Consider the following 24,606-nt stretch of genomic DNA (forward strand, 5'->3'; position numbering starts at 1 on the left):
TTTGCCACCGGACCGAAAGAAAGCACGGTACTGCGTGCTAACAAGGCGAAGTAGGCCGGTTTGCTCAGGCGCCAAATTGGGGGAAGTCAGTTTTGGGCGGCGAGTGTTGATGTTTTGCGACGGCGACGCGATTGACGACGCCTACTTCTTTTGTTTCCACTTGCCCGACTTGGCGACAATTGCTGCCCGATTTTTTTTGAAACCTGCTGCATTGCGTTTGGCGATCAGTTGCTGCCGCAGTTTTTTCACGACCGTCGCGTACTCAGGATTTTTTGCTTGGTTCGTAAACTCGCCCGGATCGTTTTTTAGGTCGTACAGCTCCGCACCACTTTCGCCAAAGCCCCACTGAGTGAAACGCCAGTCCGCCGTGCGAATCGATTCTCCGCCGCTACGGCTGATTGTGAATGCCTGCTTCTTCGTCCACGCCGTTGACTCGGTGTTGGCCAACAGCGGTTTCAGGCTGGTTCCCTGCAGCGTGTCCGGCGCGGAGAGACCAACCAATTCGGCGAGAGTCGGATACAAGTCAACCAGCTCCGTGATTTTGGTCGTGCCACGGCCGTGTTGATCTTTCAGCCACGGCACGCTGATGATAAACGGCACGCGTGTGGCTTCCTCGAACAGATGTTGCTTTTGGTACTTGTGATGTTGTCCCAACAGGTAGCCGTGATCACTACTGAAGACGACAATCGTATTGTCCGCCAACCCCTTCTCATCCACCGCATCCAGAACGCGTCCGACCTGAGCGTCCATGTACGAAACGCTGGCGTAGTAGGCCTGTAGCAGGCCTTTGTGCAATTTCGGTGTCACCCCATACGTCGTGCTGTTTCGCTTGTAGCCGCGGATGATTCCTGGCACGTCATCCAGGTCATTCTCCGGCACAACGGGCGGCTCCATTTCCTCGCGATTGTACTGGTCGAAATACTTTGCCGGTGCGACAAGCGGCACGTGCGGTCGAACAAATCCCACGGCCAAGAAAAACGGTTTGTCTTTTACTTGCTCCAGGATCTTGATGGCACGATCCGCCGCCATGCCATCGGCGTGGTCGCTGTCTCCGCCGGACGCAACCACCCCCGCAAAGGTTTGTGAACCTTTGTCTTTCGGTGACCAGTTTGTCAGTTCACCGAGAGCATTCTGTTCCGCAGCTTTGACGTTGAACGCTTCGTCCCACGAGAACGGATCATCGCTTTCCGCTGTGCCGTCGATGATCTCAAACGGAATCCGCATGTGATAGATCTTGCTGACTCGCCCCGCGTAGTAGCCGTTGTTACGAAAAGTCTGCGACATCGTCACGACATCAGGCATACTGCCTCGCAACGTGCCAGCATTGCCCAGCGTCAGATTGGAATACGGATACAAACCTGACATGATCGAAGCACGCGACGCCCCACAAACGGGATACTGACAGTGCATGTTCTGAAACTTGACGCCGCGCTGTGCCAAGCGATCAAGGTTCGGTGTTTTGCACTGTTTGTGTCCAAAACCACTCAGCGCGGTGTTCAGGTCATCTGCAATCAGGAACAGCACATTCGGCTTTTCAGCATCAGCCCGTGACTGCGGAATCAGCATGGTTCCAATCAGAGCAACCAGCACCAGACAAGTCGTCTTCATCGTTTGATTCATCTTCTGGCCACTGGGAGACATGTTGAGTTTATTGTGGGAGTGCATGGGATCTGAAAGGAAAGGATTTGAGTGCGGGCTCAACGCGATTGTTATTGCACTTCGATTCGGTTGATGGACAGAGGTGGCAATTTGATCCGTCGATCTGTTGATTTGACTTGCACCAATACGTCCTCGTCCATATCGAACGTCTTGAAATCGTTAGCAGCGTCGAAAGACAACGCTCGGTGCATGACCGGCTGCGAATTGGCGTTCCCGTCAACGTTGAATTCGAAAGGGACCGGCTGAGTTGTCTTGTTGATTGCGAACAAAATTAGGTTGCCGTCATTGATGACCGCATTGGCACTAACGGCATCCAGGCCGTTGCCGATTGTCGTCGAATCAATGCTGCTCTTGTAAATCTGGCTGCCCTCGAATACGTTTCGCACAACTTGATAAGCGGCTCCGTAGCACGTCCGGGTATGTGTTCCAGTCGACTTGTCATACGCGATTAGCTTTTCGCTTGCGTTGATCTGGAAGTAGTCCGCGATTGCGAACATTTCCGGGTGTTCGAAGAATCCCAGATAGACGTCGGCCATTGCCAGGACACTGAGCGCGTTGGAGCCGCAACTGGCTGACCATTCGGAAACCCAGATCGGCAGGTCGGGGAACACCTTTTGCAGAGTCTGCCCGGTTTCCACCATATGCTGTCGTGCTGCCAGAGTCTTGGCAGCCCCTTCGCGATCAGGCTTGTAGCCGATGTGTTTGTGCAGGGTCACGGCGTCATAATAATCGTGCTTCTTCACCGCGATGTTCCACGGATTGGTTTCGGCCGTCCGCCAGTGCACGGGAATAGATACCAACAATTCGGGCGATTCTGCCTTGAGGGCCGCTGCGTGTGCCTTGGAAACTTCGACGTACTTTTCAACGTCCGCGATGGCGTTGCTACGTTGCGTCTTCCAAAACGGCTCATTCCCCAACTCCACCCATTTGACGTCGAATCCCTTGCTGCGACGATCAGCCAGTCGCCTGACGGCTTTCTCCGGGCTGTCGTAATTGACATTGAAAGTCAGCAGCACGTCGAAGTTCAGCTGCTGGTGCAGTTTGTGAAATCCGTCGAAGCCGTATTTCAGATCCGGATGGTTCTTAACCGCGGTATCGTACGGCGTATGGTAGTCGTCGGTTATCCTGCGGCCATCGGATTCCCAGTCGTAAAAGTTTGCCCAGACGCCGTGCGGAAACCGCAGCGATGACGGGTCGAGCTGCGTGATCAATTTTTGTGCGTCCGGATGGTTGTATCCAATCTTGCCGTACAAATTCTCCGGCCAGTTGCAATTCAATCCCAGCAGCAGGTGGTTGACTGGGGTGCTGCCGGTTGTGTCCACGTTCAGCGTGGCTTTGATCTCAGTGGGCAATTCAAATGGATACTGGACTTGAGACCCTTCGGCATCTTGCGCATCAACGTGCGCATCGATCGACGAAGTAGCACAGGCGAACACGGCAATCAGGAATGCGAGAAGATTTCGATTCATTTTCTACGATCCTGTTTGATTGATGGCTTGTGTAATGGCGAGCACTTTACTTGTCGCGGCGTGCTGTCACTTCTGGCGTGATCTGCGGCAACACAAAGTCTTTCAGCAATTGCGGCGGTCCGCTGAGCGACTGATCGTCGTCAACTTCTTTCATCCGTTATACAACCAGCTGACGAAGTTCAGCCAACTTGTCCGCGTGATCGGACGACTTGGCGAGGTTGTTTTCTTCAAAATGGTCTTCTTCGATGTCATAGAGCTATTCGGCCGGATTGCTATGATAGTCGTTCAGAAGTGCAGCTGCCTTTGGGTCCGTATGTGCTGCATCGATATACGACTGCCAATGGTGCCCGGCATTCGACCAGTGCTTGGGATCGCGTGGCGTTTCCTTGGCCCAAACATCGGTGTGGGTGGTGTAAGCAAATTCCCGATGCAGCTTGCGAGTGTATTTCCATTTGCCCACGCGGACGCAGCGAATCGGATAGACGTTCTTTTCGCTGTCCCCCTTGTGTGTCGCGTAGATCACGTCGCGATGCTTGCGGTAGCTTTTACAGAAAGTCATCCAACGCTTCACGCTGAGCCGCCAGCTAAGCTTTACGCCGAGTGGACTCTTCAGCCACCAGGTCGAGTACATCCTGGGACAGCACATGTCGGTCATGACACTTGTCACGGAGCCAGCCGAGCGATTCAAATCGAGCCACATTCTTTGCTAATTCCTTCCGCCTCACTGGAATTCCAAGCTGATGAGCAATGAATTCGTCCCTATCGAAGATCACACGCTGCAGGTGCAAACGCTGTTTGTACAGCACCAGCAGGCTGTTCTAGCGTTTGTATTGTCGCTCGAACCCCGAGTGCATGAAGCAGAGGAAATTGTTCAGGAAACCTTCGTCACGGCCAGCCGAAAAGCGGCGTCGTGGACTGCCGGAACAAATTTTTTGGCATGGGCCTGTACGATCGCGCGCTTCCAGACAATGAGTTCCCAACGTGATCGAGGCCGGAGCAACCGACGGTTGGCGAAAGATGTCGTTGAACTGCTGGCAGAACATACCGAAGAAGATTTTGCGGTATTTCAGGGGCGAGTGTCGGCACTGCGCGTCTGTCTGCAACGGTTGGCACCCAAAGCTCACGAGTTGATCAATCTGCGATACCACGCTGGACAAATGCCGGAGCAGATTGCAGAAGAAATCGGCTGGACCGTCAATTCGGTTCGCGTCGCACTGACACGGGCTCGCAATTCGATCCGCGAATGTCTCGAGAAATCCGAGGAGACGGCACAGTGAACAAAGCGATAAGAAAATTTCAGCGGCTCGATGAACTGATCGAAGCGTGGCGAGACGGCGAGCTATCCGAATCCAAGACGGAAGAACTAAACCAGATTCTCCGTGAATCAGAAGCAGTACGCGCACGGTTTTCCGCAGAGTCGCAGCTCCACGGCTTGCTGCACTGCGCCGTGTCCGAAGAGACGATCCAGCGAGTTGCTGACATTCCTGCAACGACACTCAAGGACGCAACTGGCAGCCTGCGAGGCGATTCGCGGTTCGGATGGTTGATGTTAGTCTCGGCTGTTGCGGCAGGATTACTGGTCACGCTGGGAATCCAGTGGTGGAATTCGCCCTCCGTGCCAGCCACCATTGCGACGCTTGCATCGAGCGAGAACGCGGCTTGGGAAAGTGACTTGCCGACGACACAAGGGTCGGAGCTATCTGCAGGACTGCTCAGCCTGCGAGCGGGCGTTGCCACAATCCGCTTCCATTCGGGTGCAGAAGTTGTTGTCGAAGCCCCTGCGCAAGTGGAGCTGATCTCGGCGATGCGAGCGAGGCTGCTTTCGGGTGCCGCCGTGATCGAGGTGCCGGATTCAGCGATCGGCTTTGTCGTGGAGACTCCCGATGGATACGCCATCGACTATGGGACACGGTTTGCCGTGCGAGTCGACGGGACACAAAAGCAATCCAATTTCGAGATCATCGAAGGCGTAATCTCAGTACACCACCCCGGCACGGGCGACGAAGTGCGACTTACTGGCCACGGCAAAGCGGTGACAGTGTCGGAACGATCGATTGACGTCGTGGATTTTGAGCAACAGGAAAACACACCCGATCTTTCGCAAGACGTGATTCGGATCGGAAGCAAGGGGCGAACGGGGTCGGCCATGCGACGCGATCACAAACGCCACAAATTCATCCAACCGGAGTTCCTTTCGGTCAAACGCACCGCCGGCGGAAAATGGGACCACCATTCTTTCTTTGCGTTTGATGTCAGTGCGATCGACCTTGATCAAATGCGATCCGTGCGTCTGCGGTTGAACCTAGTGCCGTCCACACGTGGTCTCGCGTCGCGTTTGCCCAAGATCAATCGGTTTGGGATCTATGGACTGACGGATCGCAAGAAAGAAGACTGGCTGTTTGGACAATCGTGGGACGATTCTCCGGGACCGGATGACGGCGTTCGCCTGGGGCACTTTGAAGTGCCTCGCAGTGCGAGACGCGGCACCTTTGGAATTCAGAATGACGCACTGCTGGATTTTTTGAGAGCCAATCACGATCGCCCTGCCACACTAATCCTCGTCCGCGAAACGACACAAATCGAAGGCGTGGGTCCCGGTTTGACTCACTTGTTCGCCAGTGACCTGCATCCCGAGGCGGTTGGGCCAATGCTTGAATTTGTGCCGATCGAGTAAATGAATGTGGCACGAGATATCGGACTGTCGTAAACAAGATGACAAGCTGGAATCCGATCCCACTGAATGTTTTGATGACTACGAACCCTTAGCGAGATTTCTTGATGTCGAATGTCAATGTGCTCTGTTTACTTGCGTCCGCGATGATGGCGGTCCAAGCTTTTGCGGACGAGCCAAAATCGACAGTTGCTTTTACGGATACGTTTGACCGCACAGGGCAAGTCGGCAACGAATGGAAGTTGAACACAAAGGAGAAACACGAGTTTGTGCTCAAGGATGGAGCGGTCCATATCACTCGCAATACCGACGCCAAGCACTCTGCGAACATGCTTCACCAGGCGCAGTTTCAAAATGGAACGCTGGCGATGCGTTTCAAATTGCTTCACGAAGAAGATTCGTTCAACGTGCAAGTAAGAAACTCTCAGTTCACCGACGTGAAACAGGGAATGCTGTTCAACGTTCGCATAGCCAACGGCACACTGGAGTTGCAGGACGCTGTGGTCGCTTATCACAACAAGAAAGCGATGCAGGCCAAAAATGCTGCGGAGCCCACGCCAACACAGAAAGCCGAATTGGACAAAGCGACCGCCGCGGTTCCGGTCAAACTGAGCATCGACCAATGGCATAAGCTGTTGGTGTCTGTTCAAGACGACCAATTGGCCGCATCGATTGACGGTAAGGAACTGGTTTCGCTTTCATCGAAATCAATTGGCCACCCAACGAAGGATAATTTCCGTCTGGAAGTCAAGCTGACGCTGGTGGTGGATGAAATCAGCGTGACTGTAAAGTGAGCCGAAGACGCTAGCCGCAGGCCTTCTGAAAGATCGAGCCGTAGCTCGATGGCTCTCAGTATCTAGAATTCACATCGTACGCAAATAATGAAACACATGTTCAGAACCTCGCTCGCCCTGATCGCTCTCGCGCTGTGTGGCAGTGTCTCAAGTGCGCAGGAAGCGCAGGCAGCGATCAATGCTGCGATGTCACAAGAACACCTCGCAGTCTTCAAGAAGTACTGCTTTGACTGCCACGATGCCGCGACTCAGGAGGGCAAGTTGAATCTCCAGGATCTGTCGTTTGAAATCAGCAAGGATGGCTCGACGGCGGAACATTGGGACAGCATCCTCGCGGCATTGAACTCCAACGAGATGCCCCCTGAAAATGCCGAGCAGATCCCCGACGACGAAAAGGCGGCGTTTCTTAAAGTGCTTTCCGAGCAAATGGTTCATGCGAGAAACATTCTCGGCGACAGCGGCGGCGAGATCACGATGCGGCGGATGAATCGACGAGAGTATCAAAACACTTTGGAAGCACTGCTTGGTTTTCGCGCCGATGTTTCGACTTTGCCGGATGATGATTCGTCGGGCGGGTTTGATACTTCGGGCGGCTCGCTTTTCTTTTCCAGCGATCAGTTTGAACAGTACCGCGCGACCGCAACGCAAGCCCTGGAGTACGCGCTGAGCCGCAAGCCCAGGCCAGAACCCAGGACCGTTCGATTTGAAGGCGAGACAATTCCTGCGGCTTACATGGAACGTGCCAAAAACAAGCGGGAATCGTACAAACGGGCGAAGGCGTTCCTCGCACAGGATGAAAAATCAGCGGCTGACTTTGGCTTTCCGCATCCAGAGCAAGCAAAAAACATTTGTGACAAACACGAATATGCAATGGCCGTCTATGACAATTACTTCTTCAATCGCCCTGAAAGTAAGACCGGAACAATCCTGCTGCCAGGACGGCGCAACGGTCCCGTAAAACAGATGCCTCGATTGCAAGTTCCGGCGTGGTATCCGGGCGGCACCTACAAAGTGCGACTCAAAGCAGCCAGCTATGACGACGCAAAAGATCAGCATCGGTATATCCAGGTGCAGTTTCAGGCAGGAAAGAATGAGTTTACCAATCTGCAAGGACTCACTCGGGTGACGGGATCGATCAAGAATCCGCAGCTTATTGAATTGGAATTGCAAAACCCGGTCGGCGTGAAAGGTAATTTTCGTGTCAGGCAGCGCCACTACGAAGAACCGTGGCGATACAAGCTGGACATTCAACAGATGGCAAAGAACGGCGTCGGCAGCCTGCCGGCCGTGTGGGTCGACTACGTCGAGGTTGACGGACCGTATTTCGATGAAGAACTACAGCAGCTACCAAGGATGCTAAAGAGAATCAGAGGTGCTTCGGATGAGCAGTACGCGCGGACCGTGATCGCCAGGTTCGCAACCAAAGCTTTCCGAAACAAGGCACCTGATTCCGAGTTCCTAGACAAACTGGTTCGCTACTACCTGAATCGTCGTGGGTCCGGTGATGATTCCAGGAGTGCAATGATCAAGAGCCTCGCACTGGTTTTGTCGTCACCTAGTTTTGTGTACTTGTTGGAATCTGGTGAGCCCGCGGCGCTAGCCACAGGCCCCAGCAGTGTTGGTCATGAAAGGCCCGCCACAACGACCGACCGATCACGAAGACTAAACGATCGGGAACTAGCGATTCGCCTGGCGTATTTCCTGTGGAGCTCACCTCCGGATGAAGCACTGATGGCGGCTGCGAACGACGGTAGCCTTTCAGATCCTGAGATTCTCAAGGCCCAAACCACGCGTCTGCTCGGTGATGCTCGGTCCGCTCGATTCGTCAGTGGCTTTGCTCACCAGTGGCTGGACATGAAACGAATCGACATGTTCGATTTCAGTGCAATCGAGTTTCCAGAATTCGACGAATCAGTGCGCCGGAGTGCACGGCAGGAAGTGTACGAAACCATCCGGCTTATCCAGGACGCCAAACTACCAATCAGCACATTGTTAAAGTCCGACTTCGTCATGATCAATGACGTCCTCGCTGATTTTTACGGGTTGAATGAGCCCGCGTCGAGCGCTGTCGGTTCCGAATTTCGGAAGGTAACGCTTCCGGCGGGTTCACCTCGCGGTGGGCTGCTGGGGACAGCGGCGATTCACATTATGGGATCCGACGGGCAGCGGTCTTCCCCCGTCGAGCGTGGCGCGTGGGTACTGCGGCATGTGATCAACGATCCGCCGCCGCCAGCGCCACCCAACATCCCGATGCTGGAACACGGGGACGCCGTTTTGTCGATCCGCAACTTACAAAAACGCCATCAGTCAGAACCTCAATGTGCATCGTGCCACCGCAAGATCGATCCCATCGGTTATGGCCTCGAAAATTTCAACGCGGCTGGACTCTGGCGTGACGTGGAGGAAGTCAAAATTCCGTCGGAGTTGAATGGCAAACGCAAAAGGAAAAATTCAGTTCCGAAGGTGAAGCGATTTCCGATCGATCCCACTGGTGAGTTGCCAGGAGGAGAACAATTTGCCAGTTACCAAGAACTTCGTGACAGCATTCTGGCCAATTACCACGACACATTTGCTCGCGGGTTCTCCGAAAACCTCCTCGCCTATGGTCTTGGCCGACCCTATGGGATTTCTGATCACAATCTTGCGACAAAGATGACGTTACAAGCCGCTGAGAATGGCAATACGTTGCCTGCATTCATCCACGCCCTCGTCCAATCAAAAGCATTCCAATCCAAGTGAGCCGACCTATGAACAACACGCGTCGACACTTTCTGCGCAGCAGTACCGCAGTCATCGCACTACCGCTGCTCGAATCGATCGGTTTTCGTCGTTTTGCATCGGCAGCCGCGCCCGTGACCGGGCCGCCGAAACGCATGATCTTTCTGGGCACTGGTTTTGGTGTCACCGCCGATGCGTGGTATCCGGACAAGGATGACACTGGATACGACTACAAGCTTCCCAAAAGTCTGGCTCCACTGGCCCGACACAAGCAGGACATCAGCATCCTGCAGCATCTCGAACATGCCAATTCGCGAGATGGCCACTCCGGATCGACGTTTTGGCTGACCGGAGCTGATCGCTTCGCCATTCCGGGACGGAACTTCCACAACACCATTTCGGTAGACCAAGTCGCCGCATCGCAGTTTGGCAACGAAACCCGCTACACGTCACTGCACATGGATGGAAGCGACCTGATTGGGCACGGCAGCGGTTCCATTTCGTGGAATCAAAACGGCAAACCGATCCCAGGCCTGAAGAATCCCGTCGCTCTTTACCACAAACTTTTCTCCGGCGACGGTGTCCCGCTGGAGCAACGTCAGGCGATGCTCGCCGAAGAACGATCGGCGCTCGACACGGTTCTCTCTGATGCACGATCAGTGAAACAAGGTTTGACGAAGACTGACCTTAACAAACTGGATGAGTACTTTGAATCGATACGCGATATCGAAACACGCATTTCCAAGGAGGAGAGTTGGCTGAGTGTTCCCAAGAAGGAGCCCGCCGATCTTGTCATAGCACCCGGCGAAAGTCTCGAAGGTGCGCCCGCCGTCGAAGCCGTCTATGATCTGATGGTTGCCGCCATGCAGGTCGACGCCTCACGAGTCTTTACGTATCGATTGCCATCGGACAGTTTTTGCTCCAGCATTGGATCCAGCTTTTCCGCTCATAATCTGAGCCACTACGCTGGCACCGAGCGAACCAAAGACTCGATCCTCCGCGACCAGGCTCATGCTCGGCTCATTGCCGGTCTGATGGACAAACTGAAAGCAACCAAAGAAGCTGACGGATCGTCTCTTTTGGACCACGTTGCGCTGACGTTCGGCAGCAATCTGCGAAGCAAGCACAGTCTCGACAATTGCCCGACGCTGATCGCGGGAGGCGGAGCAGGCTTCAAACAAGGTCGACATCTTGTAATGAAAGACGAAAAGACTCCGCTGTGCAATCTGTGGCTCTCCACGCTACGTGGAAGCGGCATCAACGCCCATACCTTCGGCGACGCAACCGGCGTCATCGACGAGTTGTTTGAAGCTTAACCGCCAAGACGTAAGTGCACCATCAAGTGAGCCCACGCCGCTAGCCGCGGGCCCGATACTGTCGAAATCTACAAACAGTACTCCGTTACGTACGCTGAAGCCGAGCGTCCCAATGTGCTGTTTATCGCAGTGGATGACTTGATTGATTGGGCGATGGATTTGTCGACGGAGCACACGGCAAAAACTCCGCACATGGATCCGCTCGCAAAACTCGGTGTGTTGTTCGCCATCGCCCACTGTGCCACTCTCGTCTTCGGTCCTTCGCGTGCCTGCGTGATGACAGGCGGGAAGCCTCTCCCACGTTACAATGCCACGGTACTGAAAGTGCCGAAGGGCTGTGTTTAGGACACTATAAAGCTTCTTCTCCGAAATGTTGGCATGCACTGTCCAATTTCGTCCTCGTTGGCACTAAAAAGAGCATCACAAACGAGACAACGTCTTCGAGAATCGAAATGCAATTTGACCGAGATCTAAGCACTGCTGCTGTACGAATCCGCGCGGGCCTGAATCTTGCCGTGTTGATCGGCATGTTGGCGAGCGGGCACTGTCCAACCTTTGCGGCGACGGCCCCCGAAACAGCCGCGACGCAGCCGAATATTGTCTTCATTCTGACAGACGACCATCGCTGGGATAGCTACGGTGCTTCTGATAACGCTGGTGTTCGGACGCCAAACCTCGATCGAATTGCATCTCGTGGCACGCGATTTGAAAATGCGTTCGTCACCCTGGCCATCTGTTCGCCCAGTCGAGCTGCTTGCCTGACAGGAAGGTATGGCAGCGCGAATGGAGTGACCTCGGTTGGCAAAAAACCGCTCAACGACGGGGAAACAACCTTCGCCCACGCGCTGTCCAGCGCTGGCTACGCGACGGGAGTAACCGGTAAATGGCATTTGAAAACGACACCTGAAGAATGTGGTTTTGATTTCGCGTCGACCTGTTGGAGCAACGGTCCGTGGTACGACCGCAAGTTCACCGTTGACGGCAACCAGAAAGTGATGCCGGGTTTCGTTGACGATGTTGCTGCTGACGAATCAAGTCGTTTCATTGATCAAGCAACCCAGGCTGGCAAGCCATTCGTGCTGTGGTTCTGCACGCAAGTGCCTCACATGGATAGCAAATTCACGTGGCCGGCGAAGCAGGAGTATCTTGCCAAGTACAACGCCGACAAAATGCCGTTGCCGAAGACATGGAACGACGATCTCGCAGGAAAACCTGAATACCTCAACGCATCTCGCAATCGCACGCAGGCGATCAAGTATGGCTACGAAGATCCTGCCGCCATTCGCAATCATGCTCGTGACTACTACGCCAGCGTCGAACAAATGGACGCGGCAGTTGGCCGGCTGATGAACGAAGTGCAGCGTCGCGGTCTGAGTGAAAACACGTGGTACATCTTCATGGGCGATAACGGCTGGTTTCTTGGCGAACACGGCATGACCAGCAAGGTGTTGCCTTACGAAGAATCCATGCGAGTTCCGATGGCGATTGCCGGTCCGAAGACATCAGCAAGAGTCTCCGAGGAACTGGTGATGAATATCGATCTGACCGCAACGATCTATGATCTAGCTGGCTTGCCGATCCCAACTTCGCTGCACGGTCGAAGCCTGTTGCCGATTGTCCAGGGCGAGACGCCGGCTGATTGGCGAACTAATTTTCTTTACGAAGCACCGACGCCGCAACTGGGCAGTCAACCGTTGTGGGCGGTCCGCAATGCTCGCTGGAAGTACGTCGAGACTCAAAGCGGTACTGCATCGGGCAATGTCTTTTCGGAATTGTACGACCTGCGGTCCGACGCGATCGAAGAATACAATCTTGCTGAAAATCCGAAGCACAGCGCCACGCTCAACAGTTTGCGAACCGCGTTGGTTCAACTTCGCGAAGCAATTGCGAATGGAGATTCAAGACTCGTTGCCGACAACACAGTAAAGCCGAAGCTAAGCGGTGACCCGCCGAAGATCCCAGTCGCTCCTCCCAAACCTCCGCGAACCGACATTCACATCAGTGGCGTCTATCCACACCTGACGACTTACGGCGTCTACAGCCAGAATGGTGCTCACTACAAACAAGGCCACAACGAATGCGGCATCGGAGCGATTGTTCCGTGGGCGGGTACATTGTGGATGGTGAATTACGCACCGCATCAACCAAGGGGCAGCGAACACAAGCTATTTTCAATCGATCCGGATTTGTCTCAGCCGATGACAGTGCATCCCGAGAGCGTAGGCGGAACGCCGGCCGGACGCATGATTCACGCCGAATCGAAACAGTTGTTGATCGGCCATCATTTGATCGACGAGAACGGCAAAGTCCGAACGATTCAGCCAAAAGACATGCCGATCCGCGTGACCGCGATCGCGCGTCACCTGACTGATCCGGCCAACATGGTCTACTACATCGACATGGAAGGATCCATCTGGGAAGCCAACGTTCACACTCTGGCCGTGAAGCGACTTTTCAAGAAACCCGTTCCCGGTTGGCACAGTAAAGGCGGCTACACGTCTCAGGGCCGATTGGTCATTTCCAACAACGGCGAACTTCATGTCGGCGACTACAAAGACGTATTGGTCGGTGGCAAAGCAAAGACGCCAGAAGAAGGCGGAGTGCTGGCTGAATTCGACGGCACGAATTGGAAGATCGTCGAACGGCGTCAGTTCACCGAAGTCACTGGGCCGAAGGGAATCACCGGCGGCAGCGACGGTAACGATCCAATCTGGACCATGGGTTGGGATCGCCGCAGTGTTCGTTTGAAAGTACTGGACAACGGCCAGTGGCACACTTACTTGTTGCCCAAGGCTGCCTATTGCAACGATGCCAGCCACGGTTGGTATACCGAATGGCCGCGCATTCGCGAAATCACCGACGGCCGCTGGATGATGGACATGCACGGGATGTTCTTCGACTTCCCCAAGACACTTTCCAGCACCAATACCGCAGGCATCAAGCCGATCGGCAGTCACCTGCGATACGTCCCGGACTTCTGTGACTGGAATGGCAACCTGGTATTGGCGACTGACGAGACCAGCATTCAAGGCAACAACCTAGCCGGTCAACCGCAAAGCAATCTGTGGTTCGGCGAATACGACGATCTCAAAAGCTGGGGCCCCGCGAGTGGTTACGGTGGCCCATGGATTGAAGACGATGTGAAAGCCAAGCGTCCCTCGGATCCGTTTTTGGTAGCCGGTTTTGATCAACGCATGCTGCACCTTGCGATTGGCCGGATTCGACCGGTTGCCAACACATTGATGCGGACCACCGACCGGTTACCAATCACGAACCTGCCCGATGAACTCGCCTCACTGCCTCGAGTCACGGTTCCTCGCGGTGACTGGCGTGACCCGGCGGCTGGTTTTGCATTCACGCTCAGCAAACCCGCCACGGTCTATCTTGCCGTCGATGGACGAGGCCACTCGCCCTTGCCGCCAGATTGGAAGTTGACGAACCTGACGTTGAACTGGAGCCCCAACGTCAAAGACAAAGTGTTCGTTCGCGAGTTTCCGGCCGGAAGCGTTTCGATACCAAGCAACATTGTCGAACACAACAAAGGCGCATTTGGAATGCCGCACATGGCATTCGTCGCAATACCAAAGGGTTTCACGAACGCACTGAAACCAATCGGTACGGCCACTGTGACGAATCCGCCTGCGAAACAGGCGACTACGCAGGACAATGACTCGCCCGTTTGCGTGACGCTGCAGGTCGACCAAAACGGCAATGGCGAGTGGACAGATTTCGACTCGATTGATGTGGCACCCGGAACGTACTTAGGGAAAGTTCTGCCGGCCGATCTTGATGCAGTGTGGTTGCGATTGATCACAGACCGAGATTGCGTTGCCACGGCCTTTTTGCATCAAACGACCAACCAATTTGTCGACGGAAAATCACCTGAGAACCAAGCATTGTTTGCTGGCTTGGCCGACGTCGGCCAAGAGTCTCTTGATGGTTTGGTCTATCCGGCAAAACGAAATCGAAACCTGCGAGTCATCACAGGCGACCAGCGTCATTTCGATTTCACCAAATCCGACTTTCACTTTGAAGCCGACGACCCCGATTCAGAGCTCGCGAAGTTGCTGCGCGTCGAACCAGACTTTTCAGTCGACGAAGCATCGGTTCTGCTGACTCACAAGGGTATGCAGCTGCGACTACCAAAAGGCGCCGCGGCCTACAACAAGCCATTAGCATCTGGTTGGCCGAGAGCATCTCGCGAAGTCGAATCCGAACGACATCTCGCTAACATCCACGGCACGTTCTACGAAATCCCACTGGTCACCAACGGGGCGCCGCCTGCGTGGAACCTGATGCGACCTGTCTCCAGCCACTCAAAGCAGATCGCCGATTTCTGTTCCTGGAACGGCTTGTTAGTCCTGAGCGGAATTCGCCCGGACGCCAAAAACGACGGCCATGTCTTTTGCGACGACGCACACAACACGGGTCTGTGGTTTGGCGGAATCGACGACCTATGGAAGTTGGGCAAGCCCATCGGCAACGGTGGCCCATGGTCAAACACCAACGTCAAAAGCGGAATCCCTTCGGATCCGTACCTAATGAAAGGTTACGACAAAAAGACCGTCTCAATGTCGCATGACCATCCCAACACCGCCACCATCACGCTGCAGATTGATTTGGATGGAAACGGCCTGTGGACAGATTACAAAACCTTCCCAGTCGCGAGCGACCAAACAGTGCAACACGAGTTTGCTGACGGTTTTTCAGCCTGCTGGGTCCGGGCGGTTTCCAACACCAATACCGCAGTAACCGTGCAATTCGAATATCGATAGGCCGGCAGTCGACGCGAGCAATGCGGATCGGCCAGGCATTTGGCTGGTGGCGATACGAAGGGTGACGACACAAGAAAGGCCAGTCCTTCCGGTACATAATTTTCCCGCGTCTTATGCAAACTGGCAGCGAAAATGATCAAGCGCACTTTCTGGATCAGACGTCGATTTAGGGCAAAGCGGCCTTTTCGATCGAATCGAACTGTATAATTTCTGCGAACAACATTGGACCAACCACGTGAACGAAAGCGTTGCGATCGAAAATCACCGTGGCAAACATTTTTTCGCAACCGAGTGTTCACAGCAACGCAGTGTGATGGGCCAAATAGCTTGCGACGACTTGCAGAGGGCACGAAATGATCCATCGTCTACGACAGTTCTTGGCATTGATTTTCTTGATCGCTGGCGTTCATTTGCCGGCGGTGGCTCAGCAGATGCCTGCCAGAACATTTGAGGGCACGGTTGTTGATCAACAGGGGCAGCCAATCGCGGGGGCCATGCTGTGGTATCGGTATGCGTCTGAACGGCCCCTCTTCAAGCCGTTGGAGATGGAAACGCGTGCGGACGCTCAAGGGCGGTTCGTTTTGGAAGTGCCATCAGTCACTGAATCCGAAAACTTGGTGGCGTCCAGTCGTTCGATACTTTGGGCATGGGCGCCTGGCTACGCTCTCGGTTTTTCTGAACGGCATTGGCTTGACCAAGAAACCAAACGCATCGAACTCGCACCGGCGACCGACACGTCGTTCGTCGTTGTCGATGTGAACGGGGAACCTGTTACAGATGTCTTGGTCGAACCACAGAACTACCGGAATTGGCTCGGTTACGACTTGGTCCCCAACCTGGCGGTGACTCAGTTGCGTCGCCGCACGGACAAAGACGGACGGGTCAAGTTTCCTTCACTGTTGAAAGAAAAACTGTTTAGGTTGCGTTTGACGTCGGTGGATTTTGGCATTCAAACAATACGGCCAGGCATGCAACCCAGCGAACCCGCGGAGCGAACTATCACGCTGCGACAAGTCAGTAGGATCGAAGGACGCGTGGTTGCCGACCACCTGGCTTGGTGCGGAGGCATCAAACTGCATTTCAGTACCGAAAAACCATTTGCGGCCGGAAAGACGAAACGTCCGCCGTGGCCAACGGAAGGTAAGGCAACCGCAGTGACTGACAAGACTGGACGTTTTGTAGTACCTGTGATTGCAGAAGGCCGAGTGCGTATTGAACATTCGATTTTGTCGAACGACGTTCACGCAAGGCCATTGTTTCCAGATGCAAGACTCGTTGAAGGTTTAGCCACCAAGCTTGAGATCCCGATGCAGCGATTGGTTCCGATTCGTGGGGCGATCATTGCGAAAGAAACTCGCATGCCAATGAAAGGCATCAAGATCCATGTCTACTATGGCTCGTATCGCCAAGGCACTGATGTCGTGAGTGATGCCAACGGCGAGTTCGCAGCTTGGGTGCTGCCTGGGAAAGTAAGGTTTCAACCGATGAACCTCTCGGCAACGAAATACAGCCAACTCGGGGCCCCCAAGCAAAACGAAGTGCCCGAGGACGTCCCCGAAGACGAGGCATTTGAACTTCCAGCGATTGAAGTCGTTCCGACCGAACCACTGCAGGGACTTCTGGTTGATCAGGACGATAAACCTGTCGCCGAAGCACGTGTCATCGCTTACTACAACAATTATCTTTGTTCTTCGGCAACGTCCGATGCAGATGGAAAGTTTCTGCTGGGAAAGTTCCCCACCCAGATTGATTTCAAGCACGCAACCTATCGCGTGGTACTTGATGAACACGAAACGCGGCACATGAGAGACGGCGATGTTCAGATTGAACCAACCCAAACGTTAAAGATCCAAGTGCGTCGCTGACGGTGCCCAAAGCAAACAACTTCTTTAGCCTTCGTACACTTCAATTGTGAATTTCGACTGCCGATACGCAGCGCCACTGGTTGGTTGACTGTGCCCTCCGCCCCGTGACCCATGATGCACACACGCCTTGCAGACTGTTTGCATGAAGGACGGCGGATGCGATCTCATACAATTCTTGTCCTGGTATTTACGGTTCAAGCCATACTTTTGGCCGACGAGCCAAAGGCCCGGATCGACGCGAAGGATGGGGGCGATGATTTGGCATCAATGTGGAATGAAAATTGGGCCGAGTAAAGCTCCAGTCCTTCACCGAGCACTCGCTCAAACACAGCGTATTCATCTTCCTTGCGAAAAATACTCTGCAGAGCATCGCCGCGGTTCAGAGCGTGATAAGCACCACCCGCCACATCGAGACGTCTCTGTTGAGGCATCGTGATCACCTCAAGCAAGGAACGAGTTGAAATCCAATGACACCAACCGATTCAGGCAAGCCAAAAAGACCCCCGTCCCAATCGTGTTCGGCACGGCGATTACACGTCCCCCGATTCCACTATGCACACGATGGCCGCCGGCACGTACGATCTGTGGACCGGCACCACCAAGAACCAGACCGGCCAGACCCAATCCACTCAAACGGGTGGCCTTCCGACCGGCGGCGTTGACTCGCTTATCATGACCACGTTCAATAACCAAGATGGCTCGGCATTCACCTTCGACAATATGTCGTTCAACACCATTACAGCAGTCCCCGAGCCCAGCAGTTTTGCTCTGCTCGGCATCGGCATGCTTGGAATCGTCGCCCGTCGACGCAGGTAGAATAACCACAATTGATTTGTAGACGTTGATTGAAGACTCAGAAAGCCGCCCAAGACAACGGGCGGCTTTTTTTGTTTGTGGAATGGAAGGGGCGTCTTTGCCAGGCGTGCAGAGCTTCGGTTTCTTTGTCAATCAGCACCTTGCTACGCCAGTTTTTGGCTGATGGCTCCGAGTGAGATGAAGGGAATCGATTTGGTCGCTCGCGTTCATCACAATCGCAAGGTAGATTTTCGGAAAGGACTCATGCAGGGATACGTTGATCAACTCGTCGCGTATCATCGCCCGCAGCGTCAAGCATGGATGAGTAAACAAGAGTACGACGCCTATCCCTTGGCTGTCCTTGTTCGCCACTTGAAATACATGGTGGAGCAGAGAGGTTTTCGCACATGGGAAATCACATTGGCCACCACGCTTCTGAACACCAATAGTTATGAAGCGGAGGAACTTGCCTCGCTCTATCGTCGCCCCGGGCTGGTGGATTTACATATTTGAAATTTGAAAACGCATATGGACACCTTCGCTGCAAGAGCCCACAGGTGGAGCGCAAAGAAATTTGCTCTCACATGATCGGATACAACTCGGTCTGCGCGGCGATGCTGGCTTCAGCGTTGAAGTATGTACTCAGCTCGACGCGACTGTTTTTTACCGGAGCGATGCAAGCAGTCGAAGAATTGGCCTCCAGCTTGCGACTAGGGTCTGGTCGCCATCATGAGCAATCGACGAACCTGCTCGAAACCATCTTCGAACTCAGGGTTAGCGATCAACTCGGACGTCAAGAAAAACGCAACCTCAAACGCAGGCAAAAGAACTACAAGCTGATGCACTCACCGCGGAACCCGAACCGAAACCGTTTCGCCACAGCAGCTTAGACTTCTCCCCGCGCCCTTCGCTCGCGTCCCCTTTTCCTCGCTCAAGGCATCAGCCTGTTTAGCGACGTGGTTGGCGTGGTTAATCAGGCTCTCGAGGAGATCGCAAACAGAATGTCACAAGTCCGAACGCTATTCCGCATGATGTCAGAACGAAAGGCCATTCGCTACGATTAGGCAGATGGAAAACACCTTCTACAATCAGTTCGATACCGAATCTCTGTCTGGATCCGACGGCAAGCGTCCAGACGACTATCGCACGCCGTTTCAAGTCGACCGGGATCGGATTCTTTACACGTCAGCGTTTCGCCGTCTACAGAACAAAACGCAGGTATTTCTGTCCGGTGAGTATGACTTCTATCGCACGCGACTCACCCATTCGCTGGAAGTCGCTCAGATTGGCCGTTCAATTTGCAGCCGCTTGAAGGCGACCAGCGATCTGCTTGGCGACGACTACTACATCGATTCCGATCTCGTCGAAGCTGCTTGCCTCTCTCACGACATTGGGCATCCGCCATTTGGCCACGCCGGTGAGCGAGTGCTTCACAACCTGATGCGAGATCAGGGAGGATTTGAGGGCAACGCCCAGACGTTGCGACTGTTGACGGAGACGATCTATGGGCAGCGCGGCATGGATCCAACGCGAGCGTTCCTGGATGCCACGCTGAAGTACAAAACACTGCTGTCCGAGACTCCCGATGCATCCAATCATTTTGTCTATGACACGCAAAGGCAGTTCCTTGATTTCACTTTCGGTGACAATTTATTCGTGTCTGAACTTCAGCCCGGCAAGCAACGCAACGGCTTTAAATCGATTGAGTGCCAGATAATGGATTGGGCTGATGATACCGCTTACTCGTTGAACGACATCGTCGACGGCGTCAATGCGGGCTTCATCAACTTGGAACACCTGGAACGCTGGGCAGCGGAGAACAACATTCAGGCCGAGAATGCAAAGCACATCGATCGAATTTGTGACGCCATTCGCCGTCGTCGTTTAGAGCCATTGATGGGCAGCAAGATCGGTGGCTTCATCGCAGCAGCTGACATTGTTCCTGCACCAGACAATTTCATGTCGTCCCACACCGCGCGCTTTCGCTATGCGGTCACTGTCGAACGAGAGGCGGCGGAAGAGTCGAAGCTCTATAAGCGAGTCTCGCTGGATCTTGTCTTCCGCTCGCCACAACTACAGCAATTGGATCACAAGGCAGAGCGGGTGCTCGGCGAACTCTACAACATTTTCGCTGACAACTACTTTGGCGGCCGGTCGCAGCCATTGCGTCTGCTGCCCGACGAAACTGAAGCCGAGTTGAAAGCAGCGGAGGGCGATCAACCTGCGTCGGCCCGGATTATCTGTGACACGATTGCAAAGATGACCGATCGCTTCGCCGTCCGCACGTACCGCAGACTCATCGATCCGGAGTTCGGAAGTATCGTGGACCTGCTGTAAAGGACAAAACACAGGCTGGTCGCAACGCAACCCAACGAAACATCGTTAAGAAACGCAGTAATGGGACGCACAGCATTGTGAAGGGGGTCATTTCGCTTGGCGTCACAAGCTCTGGCCGTTACAGCATCGATTTCTTCGGGTTCACAGAATCAAGTCGTTGAAGCCGATGGCGGGCACTAGTCGCTGAACTGTCCGAAGGCTCATCAGACGATCTTTCACAACTCGCAGCACTACGACGCATTCTTAAGAGTGATCGGTCAAGGATTCGAAGAATCGGCCACGGACGGAGCCTTCATTTGCTGCCTGCCGGACCATTGGCGAGGCATTCTCTATTCCAATTCGGCAGCAATTGTTGATTGCGTTGGCATGCGCTTTTTTGACACGCGTTCCGGATGGGGCGTGTGGAGTTTTTTGGCAGCTTTGATCGCCATCTGAGTCGCCTTTTCACGGCCATGCTTTTTGATCGCGTAGGAAACTCGTTTCCACTGGCCGTCTTCGCGGCGATAGCTGACGGCGATGTACTTGGTACCGTACTGACTGTTGGTTTCGACAAACGGCTTGAATGAGGCAGATCGGTTTCGATTCGATTTTGACCGGCCAGCCGAAGTCATCGGATCGGTATCAAGTATTTCGAGCAACCGCTGCTCGTATTGCTGAGCCGCTTTCAGTGCTTTGCGTTTTCCTGCCGCACAGTTAAACGTCTTGGTGTAGCGTTTGCCGTGGCGGCAAACGCGCACTTGATAACGACAATAGTTGTCTTCTTCCCAGTAGGTGATAGGCATTGAATGTTGGTCGATTAAGGGGGCCAGCTTCTACGCTTTCCGCAAGGAAGGCGCGGCGTCACGGAAACAAATCAACACTCCCAAATTGCACCGGAGTATCAGCGGCTTACCACTTTAGTAGAGAATCTGAGAAAACCAAGACGGGAAGCCCTGTAGGGGGATGCCTGCCGGGCCTTGCCAGTGGTCGTCGCCGCAGAAAACGCTTGGTCCGACAGGCTGCTTTCTAGAGGTGATTCCAGGCACACACTTCTAAAGTCATTTACACTTTTGAACTGTGTGTACCCAAATTTTAGTGGCCAACCTTTCGGTGATCGTCCCAATCGATCCGAGTCGGAAAGCTCGGGGCAACTTCACTCAATCATGTTGATGACGATTATGAAACCATTCCGAATTTTGGTCGGCTCTCGCCGCCTGGGTTTGTTACGAGCTAGATGTGCGTTGGTCGTTGCTGCTTGTGCGGCATCGGTTAACGCGGCGGATGGACCGCAAGTCAAAGCCCTGGTACCGGGACTTACGATCCAGCGTTTGCCGGTGAATCTGAACAACGTAGACAGTGTCGATTACGGTCCGGACGGTCGGCTCTATGCAGCGGGTTACGATGGTCGCGTGCACGTGTTGACGGACACGGACGGTGATGGCGTGGAAGACAAAGCGGAAGTCTTCTGGAAAAAACCTGGTGATTTGCTGACGCCTGTCGGAATCCTTGCGACGACGGAAGGACTGTACGTCGCGGCTCGAGGCAAGATCGCTTTACTGAAAGACACCGACGGCGACGGAATCGCAGACAAAAGCGAAGCGGTTGTCTCGGGCTGGGCCAATGAGACTCACAACAGTGACACTCGCAACGACGCGGCGGGTGTTGCAATGGATGCTGACGGCAACCTTTACTTCAGCCTGGGCTGCATGTCATACAACAAGGCTTGGTTGCTGGATAAGAACGGAAAGTCCCAATACGACAAGACGAGCGAACGGGGCACGATTCTAAAAGTGTCCGCGGATCGAAAACGGCGCGAAATCGTTGCGACCGGTTTGCGGTTCGTCATTGGTTTGGATTTCAACAAGCACGGGGACCTGTTTGCGACTGATCAGGAAGGCGACACGTGGTTTCCCGGCGGCAATCCTCGCGACGAACTGCTGCAAATCATTTCCAATCGCCACTATGGTTTTCCTTTTCGTCATCCGGAATACTTGCCGACCGTTGTGGACGATCCCGCGGTGGTTGATTTTTCGCCTCAGCATCAATCGACGTGCGGTTTTCGATTCAACGAACTACGTAAACATCGCAAGCCGTTCGGTCCTTCGCACTGGGAAGGCAATGCGATCGTCACGGGATTTTCACGTGGCAAACTGTGGCGAGTCCCGCTTGCCAAATCCCGGGCCGGCTACGTCGGCAAACAGGTTCAGTTCGCAGCCTTTGAATCACTACCGACCGATGTCGCCATCGCACCGAGCGGTGACTTACTGGTGACTTGCCATGGCGGCAAACCGGATTGGGGCTCGGGGCCCGCGGCCAAAGGGCATTTGTACAAGATCAGCGTTGATGCGAAACAGCCTCAAGTGGTCGCGGCTTGGTCGGCCAGCCCGTTGGAAATCAAGGTCGCCTTTGATCGTCCGATTGATCCGACCAAACTACAAACGCCTCAAATCGAAATGGGCGACACAGCCTACGAAGGTGACCGACACGAGTGGATCTGGCCCGGCTACGAAGTCGTCAAGAAGGAGAAAGCAGCTCTGCGACGTCCATTGAACGTCGGTGCCGTTGCTGTATCGGACGACCATCGTACGGTGACATTCACGACCGCCGGACAGCCGTGGCGGACTCGCTACGCGGTCACCATTCCCGGCGTGACTTCGGCTGGCGATGATCACTCCGCCGCAGAAGCTAGCGATGCTGAACTGTCATTGGATCTTGGTGGAGTTCAGGCCGAATGGACGCGCCGGGGCGATGAGCGACCGACGTGGACCGGCTGGCTTCCCCATGTTGATACCAACGTGATCGAAACGCTGACAGCGGGTTCCGCAGAACACCAGCAGCTGAACAAACTATTGGAACAACAGGGCACACTGGTGCTTCGTTCACGGCTTTTACTGCCGGGAAACGAAGTCACCTTTCGTTGGGAGGCGAATCATTCATTCACCGTCAATTGCAACGAAAAGGCAACGCAATCCACTGCCGATGGGGAGCGTCAGGTTGCAGTATTTACCATCGCTGCACAGCAACCACGACGCGAAACGGAGCCGCGTGGCGGGCGCGAACAGGTTTTGCCAAGCGAAGAAGTCCCGCTGAAATTGGTTGTACAGACTGCCGCAGCAGACGAGCCTTTTCAGCTCGACGTGTCCTATCATGCCGACTTTGACCCGCACGAGCGTCCCTTGCGGCTGGAGCATTTGTTTGTGCCGTGGGCACCGACCATTCGGCCTCCTGAAGACGAACCGCTCGACACCGAGTCTGCGTTGGTCGTCGGTGATCCTGTGAAAGGGCGTGAAATCTTCTTTGGCGATGAAGCGAAGTGCGCCGTCTGTCATACATTTGCAGGTCGCGGTGGAAAAGTGGCCGCGGACCTAACGGTGTCCGTCCGTCGATCTCCCGAAGCGGTGCTGCGTGACATTGTTCAGCCAAATGCGGCCATCAATCCCGACTACGTCAGCTATGTGTTGCTGACAGATTCAGGACATGCGTTGACGGGACTGCTGCAGTCCGCGGACCAGCAACACATCGCGTTGGTTGATGCGGCGGCCAAAACGCATCTTGTCAAGCGAGAGGAAGTGGAAGACATTCGCGCAAGTTCTGTTTCACTGATGCCGACGGGGTTTGACAAACTGGGGCCGGAGAAGCTTCAGGATCTTGTGGCGTTCCTTTGTTCAGAGGACGACGAAGCGAAAAAGAAGGGGCTTCCCACCGGCGTGATATCACGCGAGTTTTGGCTCGAACTGCCCAAGGGGGGATTGTCCAGCTTGACCAAGCATGCTGATTTTCCAGCTAAGCCATCCGGTGCAGGGCTGCTGACTCGTTTCGAGTCGCCCGTGAATTGGAAAGACAACTTTGGATCACGTATCCGTGGTTACATTCATCCGCCGCAAACCGGCGACTACGTTTTCTGGGTGGCAGCCGACGACTACGCTGAACTTTGGCTCAGTTCGTCCGACGCCCCTTCAAACAAGCAACGCATTGTCACCATGAAACGTTGGACACCATCGCGAGTTTGGGAAAAGTATCCGGAGCAGAAGTCCAAGCCGATTCGTTTGGAAGCCGGCAAACGCTACTACATCGAATCGTTGCAATTCGAAGCGAGCGTGGATGACTGTTTGGCGGTCGGCTGGCAGCTGCCTGACGGCGCGATCGAACGCCCGATCCCAGGCTCCCGACTGTCATCAGCCAATGAAGTCGATTGAGCCTTTCGTTACATTTGCCGCCAGGCCCATCC

The 24,606-nt window shown here is 54.3% G+C and carries 17 protein-coding genes; 12 read left to right on the top strand and 5 right to left on the bottom strand.

Annotated elements, in window-relative coordinates; translation table 11 throughout:
- Window positions 1-141: 141 nt before the first annotated feature.
- The 3 genes from K239x_RS13785 to K239x_RS13795 form a co-directional block, all read right to left on the bottom strand.
- On the bottom strand, window positions 142-1,641 hold the full coding sequence (locus tag K239x_RS13785; protein WP_419190031.1) for a sulfatase: 1,500 nt from the start codon (window positions 1,639-1,641) through the stop codon (window positions 142-144).
- A 68-nt stretch (window positions 1,642-1,709) separates the two neighbouring features.
- Window positions 1,710-3,128: a hypothetical protein gene (locus K239x_RS13790; protein WP_145418629.1), complete on the bottom strand. Its 1,419-nt coding sequence runs from the start codon at window positions 3,126-3,128 to the stop codon at window positions 1,710-1,712.
- A 256-nt stretch (window positions 3,129-3,384) separates the two neighbouring features.
- The gene (locus K239x_RS13795) at window positions 3,385-3,687 is read right to left on the bottom strand and encodes a hypothetical protein (protein WP_145418630.1); all 303 of its coding nucleotides are present in this window, start codon (window positions 3,685-3,687) and stop codon (window positions 3,385-3,387) included.
- 181 nt (window positions 3,688-3,868) lie between these two features.
- Between K239x_RS13795 and K239x_RS13800 the strand changes: the two genes are divergently transcribed.
- The 8 genes from K239x_RS13800 to K239x_RS13835 all read left to right on the top strand — a co-directional run bounded on the left by K239x_RS13800 (window position 3,869) and on the right by K239x_RS13835 (window position 17,267).
- Window positions 3,869-4,405 carry a sigma-70 family RNA polymerase sigma factor gene (locus tag K239x_RS13800; protein WP_145418631.1) on the top strand — a complete coding sequence of 179 codons (537 nt, stop codon included), beginning with the start codon at window positions 3,869-3,871 and terminating at the stop codon, window positions 4,403-4,405.
- Window positions 4,372-5,802: a FecR domain-containing protein gene (locus tag K239x_RS13805; RefSeq protein ID WP_145418633.1), complete on the top strand. Its 1,431-nt coding sequence runs from the start codon at window positions 4,372-4,374 to the stop codon at window positions 5,800-5,802. The genes K239x_RS13800 and K239x_RS13805 overlap by 34 nt, the downstream gene beginning before the upstream one ends.
- A gap of 104 nt (window positions 5,803-5,906) precedes the next feature.
- Window positions 5,907-6,593 (top strand): 3-keto-alpha-glucoside-1,2-lyase-like domain-containing protein, encoded by a 687-nt coding sequence (locus K239x_RS13810; protein WP_145418635.1) that lies wholly within the window; start codon window positions 5,907-5,909, stop codon window positions 6,591-6,593.
- 87 nt (window positions 6,594-6,680) lie between these two features.
- Window positions 6,681-9,332: a DUF1592 domain-containing protein gene (locus tag K239x_RS13815; protein WP_145418637.1), complete on the top strand. Its 2,652-nt coding sequence runs from the start codon at window positions 6,681-6,683 to the stop codon at window positions 9,330-9,332.
- Window positions 9,333-9,340: 8 nt separating this feature from the next.
- Window positions 9,341-10,627, top strand: a complete 1,287-nt coding sequence (locus tag K239x_RS13820; protein WP_145418639.1) for a DUF1552 domain-containing protein — start codon at window positions 9,341-9,343, stop codon at window positions 10,625-10,627.
- 153 nt (window positions 10,628-10,780) lie between these two features.
- A complete protein-coding gene (locus tag K239x_RS13825; RefSeq protein WP_145422356.1) occupies window positions 10,781-10,972 on the top strand; it encodes a hypothetical protein in 192 nt (63 codons plus the stop codon).
- Between the two features lie 107 nt (window positions 10,973-11,079).
- A complete protein-coding gene (locus K239x_RS13830) occupies window positions 11,080-15,402 on the top strand; it encodes a sulfatase-like hydrolase/transferase (RefSeq protein WP_419190032.1) in 4,323 nt (1,440 codons plus the stop codon).
- Between the two features lie 353 nt (window positions 15,403-15,755).
- The gene (locus K239x_RS13835; RefSeq protein ID WP_145418641.1) at window positions 15,756-17,267 is read left to right on the top strand and encodes a peptidase associated/transthyretin-like domain-containing protein; all 1,512 of its coding nucleotides are present in this window, start codon (window positions 15,756-15,758) and stop codon (window positions 17,265-17,267) included.
- A gap of 194 nt (window positions 17,268-17,461) precedes the next feature.
- Here K239x_RS13835 and K239x_RS13840 read toward each other — a convergent pair whose 3' ends face one another.
- A complete protein-coding gene (locus K239x_RS13840) occupies window positions 17,462-17,698 on the bottom strand; it encodes a hypothetical protein (protein WP_145418642.1) in 237 nt (78 codons plus the stop codon).
- Window positions 17,699-17,819: 121 nt separating this feature from the next.
- On the opposite strand from K239x_RS13840, the gene K239x_RS13845 reads away from it, so the two are divergent.
- The 3 genes from K239x_RS13845 (at window position 17,820) to dgt (ending at window position 20,399) form a co-directional block, all read left to right on the top strand.
- A complete protein-coding gene (locus tag K239x_RS13845; protein WP_145418644.1) occupies window positions 17,820-18,083 on the top strand; it encodes a PEP-CTERM sorting domain-containing protein in 264 nt (87 codons plus the stop codon).
- Between the two features lie 162 nt (window positions 18,084-18,245).
- Entirely contained in the window at window positions 18,246-18,575 is a 330-nt protein-coding gene (locus tag K239x_RS13850) for a hypothetical protein (protein ID WP_145418646.1), read from the top strand.
- Between the two features lie 555 nt (window positions 18,576-19,130).
- Window positions 19,131-20,399, top strand: coding sequence for a dGTP triphosphohydrolase (gene dgt, locus K239x_RS13855; protein WP_145418648.1), 1,269 nt, complete (start codon window positions 19,131-19,133; stop codon window positions 20,397-20,399).
- Between the two features lie 329 nt (window positions 20,400-20,728).
- On the opposite strand, the gene K239x_RS13860 is transcribed toward dgt, so the two are convergent.
- The gene (locus K239x_RS13860; protein ID WP_145418650.1) at window positions 20,729-21,181 is read right to left on the bottom strand and encodes a hypothetical protein; all 453 of its coding nucleotides are present in this window, start codon (window positions 21,179-21,181) and stop codon (window positions 20,729-20,731) included.
- 375 nt (window positions 21,182-21,556) lie between these two features.
- Here K239x_RS13860 and K239x_RS13865 point away from each other — a divergent pair, with 375 nt between their 5' ends.
- Window positions 21,557-24,574 (top strand): DUF7133 domain-containing protein, encoded by a 3,018-nt coding sequence (locus tag K239x_RS13865; protein WP_419190033.1) that lies wholly within the window; start codon window positions 21,557-21,559, stop codon window positions 24,572-24,574.
- Window positions 24,575-24,606: the final 32 nt, after the last annotated feature.

This window comes from Stieleria marina, assembly GCA_007741555.1.
Classification (GTDB): Bacteria; Planctomycetota; Planctomycetia; order Pirellulales; family Pirellulaceae; genus K23-9.